General features: G+C 59.1%; 10 protein-coding genes. 6 read left to right on the forward strand and 4 right to left on the reverse strand.

What is annotated here, in order from left to right; genetic code table 11:
* The first annotated feature begins 90 nt into the window (after window positions 1-90).
* Both FTW19_RS16210 and FTW19_RS16215 read left to right on the forward strand, forming a co-directional pair.
* The gene (locus FTW19_RS16210) at window positions 91-2157 is read left to right on the forward strand and encodes a S9 family peptidase (protein WP_147648597.1); all 2067 of its coding nucleotides are present in this window, start codon (window positions 91-93) and stop codon (window positions 2155-2157) included.
* Between the two features lie 194 nt (window positions 2158-2351).
* On the forward strand, window positions 2352-4601 hold the full coding sequence (locus FTW19_RS16215; protein ID WP_147648598.1) for a hypothetical protein: 2250 nt from the start codon (window positions 2352-2354) through the stop codon (window positions 4599-4601).
* 85 nt (window positions 4602-4686) lie between these two features.
* On the opposite strand, the gene nusB is transcribed toward FTW19_RS16215, so the two are convergent.
* Both nusB and ribH read right to left on the reverse strand, forming a co-directional pair.
* Window positions 4687-5121, reverse strand: coding sequence for a transcription antitermination factor NusB (nusB, locus tag FTW19_RS16220; RefSeq protein WP_147648599.1), 435 nt, complete (start codon window positions 5119-5121; stop codon window positions 4687-4689).
* The gene (gene ribH / locus FTW19_RS26310; protein WP_147648600.1) at window positions 5121-5966 is read right to left on the reverse strand and encodes a 6,7-dimethyl-8-ribityllumazine synthase; all 846 of its coding nucleotides are present in this window, start codon (window positions 5964-5966) and stop codon (window positions 5121-5123) included. The genes nusB and ribH overlap by 1 nt, the downstream gene beginning before the upstream one ends.
* Window positions 5967-6002: 36 nt before the next feature.
* On the opposite strand from ribH, the gene FTW19_RS16230 reads away from it, so the two are divergent.
* Genes FTW19_RS16230 through mctP form a run of 3 tightly spaced genes read left to right on the forward strand, consistent with a single transcriptional unit; the run spans window position 6003 to window position 8548 of the window.
* Entirely contained in the window at window positions 6003-6548 is a 546-nt protein-coding gene (locus FTW19_RS16230; protein WP_246153343.1) for a hypothetical protein, read from the forward strand.
* A 5-nt stretch (window positions 6549-6553) separates the two neighbouring features.
* A complete protein-coding gene (locus FTW19_RS16235; RefSeq protein WP_147648602.1) occupies window positions 6554-6961 on the forward strand; it encodes a VOC family protein in 408 nt (135 codons plus the stop codon).
* Window positions 6962-7012: 51 nt separating this feature from the next.
* Window positions 7013-8548: a monocarboxylate uptake permease MctP gene (gene mctP / locus FTW19_RS16240; RefSeq protein ID WP_147648603.1), complete on the forward strand. Its 1536-nt coding sequence runs from the start codon at window positions 7013-7015 to the stop codon at window positions 8546-8548.
* Window positions 8549-8712: 164 nt separating this feature from the next.
* On the opposite strand, the gene FTW19_RS16245 is transcribed toward mctP, so the two are convergent.
* The gene (locus FTW19_RS16245) at window positions 8713-9693 is read right to left on the reverse strand and encodes an NAD(P)-dependent oxidoreductase (protein WP_147648604.1); all 981 of its coding nucleotides are present in this window, start codon (window positions 9691-9693) and stop codon (window positions 8713-8715) included.
* Window positions 9694-9853: 160 nt separating this feature from the next.
* Between FTW19_RS16245 and rpsT the strand changes: the two genes are divergently transcribed.
* Window positions 9854-10183, forward strand: a complete 330-nt coding sequence (rpsT, locus tag FTW19_RS16250) for a 30S ribosomal protein S20 (RefSeq protein ID WP_147648605.1) — start codon at window positions 9854-9856, stop codon at window positions 10181-10183.
* Window positions 10184-10236: 53 nt separating this feature from the next.
* Here the strand turns inward: rpsT and FTW19_RS16255 are convergent, their stop codons facing one another.
* A complete protein-coding gene (locus tag FTW19_RS16255; RefSeq protein ID WP_147648606.1) occupies window positions 10237-11556 on the reverse strand; it encodes a hypothetical protein in 1320 nt (439 codons plus the stop codon).
* Between the last annotated feature and the right edge of the window lie 204 nt (window positions 11557-11760).

The following is an 11760-nucleotide window of genomic DNA, read 5'->3' on the forward strand; positions in this document are numbered from 1 at the left end:
CGCTTGGGGCGCCAAAGTGATTCTCCTCCATGAGTCGGAATGTGTATGAAACATTCCACGCGAAGGTTCCGAGCCACTATTCTGAGACGTATGCGTACGATCGCCGCCGCCATCCTTTTTTCCGCCGCACTTCTGCCGGCGCAGCAGAGCTCTCGTATTCCGGAACTGCTTGCGGACCTCGCCCGGGTCCGGACACCTTCGGCTTCCATCCTCTCTCCCGACGGCAACTATGTTGCATGGGTGGCGCCTGGCGCGGCCGGAGATCAGTTACACCTCTCGGCCTCCAATAGTGGAGGAGAAGACCGCATTCTCTCGCCCGGAGGCAATGAACTAAAGCCCGCCTGCGCCAGCAAGAGTCCTACCTGGGGTCCGGACTCGAAGACGCTTGCCTTTCTCTCGAATTGTTCGACGGATGGGAAACGCCAGAGACAGTGGGAGCTCTTTCTCTGGACTGCGGCCGACAATCGCTTCCAGCAACTCACCACATTAAAGGGTGCACTCACCAAACCGGCGTTCTCTCCTGACGGACACTCCGTCGCCTTTCTTTTTGTCGAAAACGCCACGCGCAGCGCGGGAGCTACCTCAGCCATGAAGCCGCCAGCCGGCGTGATCGGCGAAGATGGCATCGAAATTCAGCGGGTTGAAAAGGTCGACCTTGCCGACCGCAGCCTGCAGTATGCCATCACGCCCGCCAATCTGCATGTCTATGAGTTCTCCTGGTCTGCCGATTCGCAGAACATCGCCTTTATTGCGGCCAATCCTCCAGGGGAAAACAACTGGTGGGTCGCCAAGCTCTATAACCAGTCGCTGAAGAGGACCGGGGAAGCCTGCAACGGGATGGGATGCAGCGTCGGCTTCGCTTCGCCTTCGGTCATCGTCGACTCCCAAAAGGCCACGGGGTCGCTCCACGGGCTCCAGATCGCTGTTCCCCGCTTCTCGCCCGATGGTAAGACAATCGCCTTTATCGGAGGCCTGATGTCCGATGAGGGCTCCAACGGCGGCGACATCTATCTTGTTCCCACCGTCGGCGGAGATCCCCGAAACATCACGGAGGGCCGTAAATCAACTCCCTCCTGGCTTGACTGGGCTGACAACACCCACCTCGTCGTGAGCGAACATCAGCGCGGCCAGGCCCATCTGGCCGTCCTCTCCACCTCCGGCTCCGACATGCCGATCTATCACCTCACGCTGCCGGAGTCGATCGGTTCCGGCCAGTCGGCCATGTCGGTCTCTGTCTCCATCCCGAGCAAGAAGATGGCGCTCATTCGCCAGTCTTTGAATATGGCGCCCGAGGTCTGGGCAGGCGAGATGAAGAACCTGAAGCAGATCTCGCACCTCAATGACACATTGAAGCCGCTGAACGGCAAGGCCGAGTCCATCGAGTGGAAGAATGAGAATTTCGATGTACAGGGCTGGCTGACCCTGCCTGCCAACTACGATCCGGGTAAGAAGTACCCCCTTATTGTCTCGGTCCACGGCGGCCCCTCCTCCGAGATCACTTCCCGATACGGTGGCGAGCCGGCGCTCTTCTCGGCCCTGGGCTACTTTGTCTTCCAACCCAATCCGCGCGGTTCCTATGGCCAGGGAGAGTCATTCACCCAAGCCAACCGCAAGGATTTCGGATATGGCGATCTGCGCGACATCCTCGCGGGCCTCGATGCCGTCGAAAAGCGATTTCCCGTCGACACGGATCGAGTCGGCGTTATGGGCTGGAGCTACGGCGGCTTTATGACCATGTTCTCCATCACCCAGACCAATCGTTTCAAGGCGGCAGTCTCCGGGGCCGGCATCTCCAACTGGCAGAGCTACTACGGCGAAAACTCCATCGACCAGTGGATGATTCCTTTTTTTGGATCGTCGGTCTATGACGATCCGGCAGTGTATGCCAAATCTTCGGCGATCAACTACATCAAGAGTGTGAAGACTCCGACTCTGATCATCGTGGGAGACTCCGACGGCGAGTGCCCCATGCCGCAGTCGTTTGAGATGTGGCACGCACTGCGCGACCTTGGAGTGACCACACAGCTCATCGTCTACCCCGGGGAAGGTCATCATTTTGCCGATGCGGGACACAACACCGACCGGCTGGAGCGGACTCTGCGCTGGTTTGAAGAAAAGATGCCTGCAAAAACTGATTCGAGCAGCGCAATGCAATAGCGAGCAGGCTCAAGATCGACACACGGGTGTGAAGGATTGCGGCGAATGACTCGTGGTGGCAATGTTTTCAAGAAGAAGACCTGCTGCTTACCATTTGCCGCTCTACCCGTCACCTTTTACACTGAAGCTTAGGAATTCCAAGCAATGGCGGTATGGACCGTTCGGCGCAGATTCCTGCCGAACGGGGAGGTTGAATGCGGCGGTTTGTTCTTCTTGCTTTTCTGGTGATGTTCTTTATTCCTGTCAGCGTCTCGATCACGGGATGCTCGCGCAATAAGAGCAGTGCCGTCTACTGCAACGGCGGCGATTCCGGTATGTTGACCGGCCAGATCACCACCATTAACCTTGAACCCCGCCTGACCGGCGTTTCTTTGTCCAGTGGACAGATGGGCAGTGTTGGCACTGCCAGTGCCACTGACTGCAAAGGCAACAGCGTCAGCGTCAGCAACTTCACGTACGCCAGCTCGGATACGACCCACACGCTGGTCGATGTGAATCCGTCCACCGGACGCCTTTGCGCCGGTAGCTGGAACCGTAATAACGCCGGCGGCATTGCAGATTACACCTATTGCAACACCACCGGCCTCAGTGGAACCGCGACTGTTACTGCCAGCGCCGGTGGCGCCACCAGCAATACGGTCACTGTTTACGTTCATCCCATCATCGGCAGTGTCGCCCTGACGGGAGCATCGCAGGCGGATTGCGTATCCCAAGGGAAAGCCATCACCCTTGCGGCTGATGCATTCGACACATCCGGCAATTCAATCAGCTCGAGCATCGTCGGTAAATTTACTTTTGCGGCGCAGACCTCCGGTATCGTCACCATCGATGAGAATGGTGTGGCTACGGCGGCTCAGCCTGGATCGACTCTCATCACGGCCAGCATCTCGAATGCGACGTCAACGGCGGGCTACTTCTCCACGTGCCCCCCGACCAGCATCGCTCTGAACATCCCTGGCAGCAGCTCCACCAGCGTCAGCGTAAACCCGAACACGACGCAGCCCATTACGGCAACAGTGCTCGACAAGAACAACACCACCTTGACGAACCTGACGCTGACCTACGTCTCCACGACACCTCGCACCATTCCGGCGGCCACCGGTTCCGTGACCCCAACCTTCCCCGGCGCTGCGGCAATTACTGCTTTCTGCTTGCCGCCGACGTGTAATCCATCCCCGACGGACCGTGTGGGCCTCTTCGGCAATGGAAAACCGGTCGCTTCAAATAACATCAACGTCACAACAACCGGCCTGAGCAGCAACTATCTTTACCTGGCCAGCACGCAGTCGCAGTACGTCACGCAGATCGACATGACGACCGGTAACCTGGGCGCGACTCTCCGTCTGCCCTATGTGCCGAACTCGATGCAGCTCTCGACCGATGGCGCGGCCCTGTACCTGGGTACCAGCAACGAGATCATTACGCTGAATGCGACTTCGAACGCCATCACCAAGGAAGACACCTCTATCTCCGGCCGAGTGATCTCGGTCTCGCCGGACTCAGGTACGGTTGTCATCACCGACCCAAGCCGTAAGCTCATCTATCTGTACACTTCGGCCGGTGTCGTCAGCTCCACCTATGGCGGGGTAGCGACCCGCGCTGCCTGGTCGACGGACAGCACGACCGTGTACATCACGACGGCGGATAACCAGCTCATCACCTACTCCACGCCTGCCGGCTGGCATGTTATCGACAACTCCGGTCTGACGGCCGTAAACGATGTTGCTGTTACCGTACCGTCGGTCGGTGCTTACTTCGCCGGCACGACAGCCACTGTCGGCCACACGTACTGCCACAAGACCACCTACTCCGGCACCTCCGTAAGCTCCATCGAGTACTTCCCCATCGCGGGAGGCACTGCAAGCACGGTTGCAGCTCCTCTGGATCGTATCGCCGCAACCAATGATGGCGCACATATCCTTGGCGCACGGATGCTCTCCGGCGTCCCCCAGATCACCGATATCGGCGTCTCTATGCCGATCGGAGGCTCGACGCAAGGAGGAGCCTGCCCCACGGCTAGTGGCGCTGTTCCCAACTTCATACAGAACAGCCTGAACACCTATGCCACGACGGCTAGCGGAACGGCGGTTACCAGCATCGTTCCGGCCTCAAACTCAACAGTGGCCTTTGTGACCTACTCGGCCGGCACGACCGGGTCACCTGTCATTCCGGCTTACTTCCCTTCGACCAACACGGTCTCCAACATTGCCCTGGCCACGACCTCCGGCAAGTCCGTACCGACCGCACCGGTAAGCGGTGTGTTCAGTGCGGATGACGCAACCTTCTTCGTCAGCACGGCCGGTGACAACCAGGTGCACCTCATCACCAAGGGAACGACAAGCTACAGCGATACTCGCCAGCTAGATCCCAAGCTTCCGGCCTTCAGCGGCAGCGGATACTCTGTGCCTGACCTGATCGCTGCCAAGCCGCGTACCTTCCAATAACCAGGAGCATGCCCAAAGAGAAACGCCCGGAACCTTCCGGGCGTTTCTTATTTGCAATTGATTTCCAAGCCGCTGAGCTGCTTCTTTACTGCAGCCGTTTCTCCAGAACCTCTTTTGCGATTGCGTCCAGCACTCCGTTCAGGAAGTTGATGCTCTCCGGGGCCGAGTACTTGCGTCCGATCTCGAGTGCCTCGTTGATGATGATCGGCGCGGGCGTTGCGCGAAAGGCTAACAGCTCGCCGGTAGCCATCCGCAGGAGATTACGGTCGACGACGGCCATGCGTTCCAGCTTCCAGCGCGCTGAATGACCCTCGATCAGCTTGTCGATCTCGTCCTGCCGTTCCGTGGCAACGCGAAAGAGATCTTCGGCGAATCCGCGGGCCTCCTCATCGACTTCCTTCTCTTCCCGTGAGCTCCAGAAGACCTTGCGGACCTGTTCCGGCGTCTGCTTTCCCAGGTCGCTCTGGTAAAGCATCTGCATCGCCATCTCGCGGCCTTTACGACGTGTTCCTGCTGCCATCAGGCACCCACCTTCTTACGGATCGACGCCATTTCAATGGCAGCAATCGCTGCTTCAAATCCCTTATTGCCCGCCTTGACGCCGGCACGGTCCAGCGCCTGCTCCAGAGTCTCGCAGGTCAGCACGCCGAAAGCGTGCGGAATCCCGGTCTCCTGCTGGCTCTGGCCGATTCCACGCGCCACCTCGTTGTAGATAGCCTCGTAGTGCGCGGTCTCGCCGCGCAGCAGCAGCCCCAGCGTAATGATGCCGTCAAAACGCTTCTGCTCCGCGAGCGTACGTGCCGCCGAGGGAATCTCCCAGCAGCCCGGCACGCGAACGATCTCGATATCGCCGCGGCTAACGCCGCTGCGCAGCAGCCCATCGAGGGAGCCCTGCAGCAGGCGATCGGTAATGACCGCATTCCAGCGAGCGACCACGATGGCGAACTTCATCCCGGTGGCAATCAGATCGCCTTCAATCGCAACCGGCTTGCCCTTCACCGGGTCGTCCCACTCCCAGAAACCGATCGTCATACCGCCGACCGGTTCTGCGGTGAACAGGCGCGACTTCCAGGGCTGCAGAGCAATCTCAGTCGGCGCGGGCGCTTCATTTGCCGCGGCCCAGGCCTTCACGGCCTCGTAGACGCCATCAAGCTGGGTTACTTCAACCAGCAGTGGCGGCACTTTGGGCTCCCTACCGGTCACAAACTCGATATTCCCCAGCGGCGCACGGAACGGAGCACCCTTGCCTCCGTCCAGCTCCCAGCCTTTGCCGGGCTCGAATCCAAGCGCCTCAAACAGGCTCGTCAACCGCTCAAAATCCTTGGCGGAAGGCACGCTCCGCACCAGCGTCAAACCCTTGATCATAAGGCTCTATTGTACGGCCTTGCTATTCTAGATACTGTGTTGAAGCCCTTCGTCGCCCTTCTTGCCGTTTCCCTCTCCCTGCCTCTCCTCAACGGCTGCCGCAGTAGTGCCTCGGCTGCCAGTCTGGGCATGGGCAGCACCCTCAACCGTCAGCAGATGGAAGAGATCCGTGTTGAGCTCGACCGCGAGATTCCTCCTCCTACCAAGAACCGCTACCTCACCATTCAGGATCTCTCCAACTGGGAGAACCCGGCGATCACCGTGCAGGAGAACATGGTCTCGCTTCATGTCCTGATGGCGGACGCAAACCCATCTGAATACGGCAAGGGCACGATGATCCGGCCGGTAGCCGCACGTAAGCAGGAGCTCACCATCCGCGTTGCCGATCTTCCCGCGGCGCTCAATGCCATTCCTCGCGATGCCTGGCCTTATGGCCGCGTCATCGCCATCGAGGAGGCACATGACGCCCCGCTCGCCGTGCGGCCGACCATCCGCCGCAATATGGAAAAAGCCATGCAGACACTCAACGATCTTGGTATCGTGATCAACGAGTGGAATACACCGGGCAGCTCATCCCGCTGACAACCATGACCAATCGATCTGCTCCGCCCTCTTCGGTGATTCCAGTCCTTCGTTACCCGGACATCGTGGCAGTAGCAGCTTGGCTGAAAACGGCGTTTGGATTTCGCGAACGTCTGCGCATCGGAGGGAACCATCGCATCCAGATGCATGCATCAGGTGGTCATCTCGTCCTGCATCAAGCGGACATCGAGCCTTCGAGAAGCGTCTCCATCATGATCCGAACCGACCGGATCGATGAACTCTTTGAAACTGCCGTCTCGCACGGAGCTGTTGCACTACAAGCTCCTCAGACCCACATGTTCGGCGAACGCCAATGCACCTTGCAGGATCCCTTCGGCCAGGTCTGGAACTTTACCCAGACGGTTGAAGATGTCGATCCGGCAAGTTGGGGTGGTGAGGCAATCGAGCTCTAAGCTTGCACCGCCGGGCGTGCACCCTGTACCCTCACCCTGAACCCTGTACCCATGCCTGCGACTATTCATACGACCGCCCTGGCCGTCTTCTGCGCCTTCTTCGTCCTTGTTACGCTCGCTGGATTTTGGGCTGCCCGTTGGCGGCGTCCGGATGGCGGCATTCATTCGCTGGAAGAGTGGGGCCTGGCCGGCCGCAGCTTCGGCACATGGATCACCTGGTTCCTCATCGGTGGCGATCTCTATACCGCCTATACCGTCATCGCCGTTCCTTCGGCGCTCTACGGTGGTGGCGCCATGGCCTTCTTCGCCGTGCCTTACGCCATCATCGCCTATCCGTACATGATGATGGTCTTGCCCAGGTTGTGGGCCGTCAGCCATCGCCATGGCTATGTCACCTTCGCAGACTTCGTCAGCGGGCGCTTTGGAAACCGCGCGTTGACGATTGCCATTGGCGTTACCGGCATTCTGGCGCTGATGCCATACATCGCGCTGCAGCTCGTCGGCATGCAGGCGGTGATCGCCGCGATGGGCGTACATGGCGAATGGCCACTGGTAGCGGCGTTCATCATCCTGGCCGCCTACACTTACTCCTCGGGCCTGCGTGCGCCTGCTGTCATCGCCATTGTGAAAGACATCATGCTGTATGTGATGGTCTTTACCGCCATTATTGTTCTTCCGCTCAAGCTCGGCGGTTATGGACACATCTTCTCCACAGCCGCGGCTGCACTTGCAACCCATAAACCGGCAGGCTCTCTGCTGTTGAAGCCGCCGCAATACCTTGCCTACTCTTCGCTGGCAATCGGATCGGCCATTGCGCTGATGCTTTACCCACACACTGCCACTGGTGTGCTTTCAGCGAAGAGCGCCAACGTCGTGCGCCGTAATGCCGCGCTGCTGCCGGCATACAGCTTCCTTCTCGGGCTGATCGCGCTGCTTGGCTATGTCGCGCTGACCGCGGGCATTGCACCGAAGACCGCCGCCGGCACGCTGGATAGCAGCGCCGTTGTCCCGACGCTCTTTATTTCGATGTTTCCTGGCTGGTTCTCAGGCTTCTGCCTCGCTGCCATCGGCATCGGCGCCCTCGTACCTGCAGCTATCATGTCGATCGCTGCCGCCAATCTCTTTACCCGTAATCTGCTGGCGGAGGTCATTGGCCGTCATCTGACTCCTGCCCAGGAGTCCAATACTGCCAAGATCGTCTCTCTGGTCATCAAGTTCGGAGCGCTGATCTTTGTGCTTCTGGCTTCCTCTTCGTACGCGATCGAGATGCAGTTGCTTGGCGGTATCTGGATCGGACAGATCTTCCCTGCCGTGGTGCTCGGCTGCTTCACCCGCAAGCTGCATCCATGGGCTCTCTTCTCGGGCTGGGGCGCTGGCATGATTACCGGCACATGGATGGCATGGTCTCTGCAGCTCAAGAGCTCTGCGTATCCTTTGCACCTCTTTGGACAGACGTATACGATCTACGCCGCAATTCCGGCGCTGCTGGTGAACCTTGCTCTTGCCCTGGCCCTTACTCCGCTGTTCAACACGCTGGGGTTATGCAAGGGTACCGATCAGACGCAGCCGGAAGACTACATCGCGTAGGAGACTGCTTTCCAGGCCGCTGAAAACGGCTGACACCAATCGCTGCGGAATGACGAACGACGAAGTCGTCTCGCTTCGCTCGATACCCCACCCTTTCGCCGCTGGCGAAAGAATGGGGCAACGAATGTATGGTTTCACTGAATATCTAGACTAGATTCTCGCGTCTAGTACCCGGCGTCGCCCACTATGTTTTCCAGGGGTTCTCGGTTGAGATAGCGTTCCATCTGCTTGCCGATGAAGCCGAATGCACGCTCCATGAAGTTCGGTGTCAGGCCGGCGATATGCGGGGTAATCAGGCAATTGGGAGCGCTCCATAGAGGGTGCCCTTCGGGCAGAGGCTCGGGATCGGTTACATCCAGCGCGGCGCGGATCTTCCCTTCTGCCAGCACGGCCGTCAGGTCTTCAGTCACCACAATCGGTCCGCGGGCGGCATTTACCAGCAGTGCCCCCTCTCGTAACCGTTCCAAACGTTCCCGTCCGAACATCCCCTGAGTCTCCGCAGTGAGCGGTAGCAGCAAGACCACCACATCCGCCTGCGGCAGCAGAGCATCCAGATCACCGATCGCGTGGACTTCGACCGGCTCCTTCCGCGCTGAACGAGCGACACGGAGCACGTTCTTCACACCAAATACCTTCAACTTTTCTTCGGTTGCAGCTCCGATCGATCCATAGCCGACGATCAATACTGTCCGGCCCCAAAGTTCTTCGCTGAGCACGCGATAGCGTCCGCGTGTATGGGTCTGCTCAGTTACGAAGGGGTTCCGCAGCTTCCAATCGCCGACCCACTTCCTCTCTTCCTGAGCCTTGGCGTACACCGGTAGCCACTTCATTGAGGCCAGAATGGCCGTCATCACCCACTCGCTGGTCGAAACATCATGGATGCCGCGTCCATCGCACAAGATTATGCCATCGCGCCTCCAGGGCAGGACCCAATCGACTCCGGCCATGGCGGACTGCATCACCTTCACGCCCTGCACAAACGGCATCTGGCCCTCGGCTTCGACGCGATTGAAGGGGAGTACCCAGAATTCGACCTCGACCGCCTCCCGTAGGTCCTTCGGAAGCCTTACCAGCTCGATACCATTCCGCGGAAAGAACTCAAGCAACTCCTCCGGAAGATCCGCCTGCACCCCGACACGCACCATTTGCGATTCCCTCTCCCTCTAAACACCCAATAACACACCCTAAACCTTGCACCTTATATCAAATTCCCGTATTCTTAATCCTCGTAGGGAATGTGGCGCGTGAGTAGCCGCAGCCTCTCCCCAAATCCCCGACAACCGGGTTGAAAGAAAAGGTTTATCGATGGCGAATCACGTCTCCTCTCTCAAGCGCGCACGTCAGACGGAGCGCAAGACTGCGGTCAACCGCGCTAACAAATCCAAGCTGCGTGGTTCGCTCCGCGAGCTTCGCGAGTCCCTCGTCGCCGGCGACGCGACTGCAGCAGCTGAGCAGTTCAAGGCCACCGTTTCGGTGCTCGACAAGTCCGTCCAGAAGGGTGTACTGCACAAGAACACCGCTTCCCGTTACAAGAGCCGTCTGGCTGCCCGCCTGAAGAATGCGGCCACCGCGACTCCCGTGGCTGCTACCGCCGCCAAGGCTAAGCCGGCGAAGAAGGCTGCCAAGAAGGCCTAAGCTATTTCGATCTCTCTGCAAGCCCGCTCTTCGGAGCGGGCTTTTGCATTTCCCTATCTATCCCCGTCGCCGCCGGTCAGATGGATCCGCGCCCTTCCTGGCCGAGGAGCTGCGGACAAGGCGTGCTGGAGCTCCTTTTTTTCCTGCGCCGTCGGCTGCGGCAGGTTGAAGATCTCAATCGTCCGCCCCTCTGCGACTGCCAGGCGCGAGCCATCGGGTGACAGGTCGAAGTTCAGGCCTGCCTGCTGCGGAGGAACCGCAAGAATCTTCGCCAGTGGACGTCCGCTGCTGGTCTGGTAGACCTGAATCTCCTGCCCCTGCACCGTCTCAGGCGTATTGGAGCTGGGACCGCTTCCCATGATGCTCAGAAGGCGGCTATAAGCAAAACGTCCGGCTTTGTCGGCAGTTTTCAGGGCCGCCGAATTCGAGTCCCCAGCCAGCACCATCACCCACAAAGCTTTCCCCTCCAGGTTGAATGCGCCGATCTCGGAGTGCGCTACATCGCCGCGGCAACCTACGCCAATAAATTCGAAGCCGCTGACAAACGCCGTCAGCGGAGGGCAGCTGGTCTCAAGACCCGCCAGGTCCACCGCCTGCTCTCCACCATACGGCTTCCATTCAAACCCCCAGTGCTGGCTATCCTCCCGCACCATATCCAGCAAGCCGGCGGAGAGCATGGGAACCGAAGCGGCGCCCGCAAAGTCCGCATCTCCTCGAACCTGGTAGGCAATCGCCCCATCCTTTTCCACCTGCTCCGCAAAGATGGCCTTCGTCTTCAAGCGTTGTTTCAACTTGCCTGGATCACCCTTCAGCGGATCAGGCTGCTCCTGCATCTCGATCTGGAGGAAGGTCCCGTCTGGACTGACACCGATTCCTTTGAAGGCTCCTTCTGCAATCAGGAGCTCATTGTCCACGAATGGTCTGTCCGCCTTCAGCGCTTCAAGAGGGGAGAAGGTCGAAAGCCGTCCGCGAATTCGTAGCAGAAACTGACCCCGCCCCAGCCGCCAGAGATATCGCCATCCATCGTGTAGACGCCACTTCGTCTCACCGACAACCGTCCCCGAAGGGAGCTCAATGAGCTGTGCCTTCACCATCCGGTCTTCATCGCTCTCCGGATCATCGACGATACGCGGCAGCAGTTCCTTGACCGGGGAGGTCACCAGCAGATGCCGCTCGTCGACAAAGTCGATGGTCTGGTACACGGTGCGATCCAGAAGGAATCTGGCCTGCGGCAGTATCAAACCCAGGTCGATGCGGAGGTCCGCTTTTTGCGTCTTTGGGACCTGTAGCTGGTTGGGCGACGTCTTCTGCGGTCTTGGCGGCTGCAATGGAATCTGGGTCTGCGCAAACAGAGCAGTGTGCACACAGAGCACGACTAGAGCATTTTTCCTGTTGATGGGTATCCCGGAAGAGGCGTGCAACGGCGTTTTCATTGCGGAAAACGCCCATAGATACCGAATCCCTACACTACACCTACGGGAAAAATGCTCCATTCCCGAGATCGCATTGGCCCATCGTATCTGCATCGTTTCGTGTGACTCCCACTCTTTCATAACGACGCTCTCAACCGCCACTCC

The organism is Terriglobus albidus, assembly GCF_008000815.1.
GTDB classification, from domain to species: domain Bacteria; phylum Acidobacteriota; class Terriglobia; order Terriglobales; family Acidobacteriaceae; genus Terriglobus; species Terriglobus albidus_A.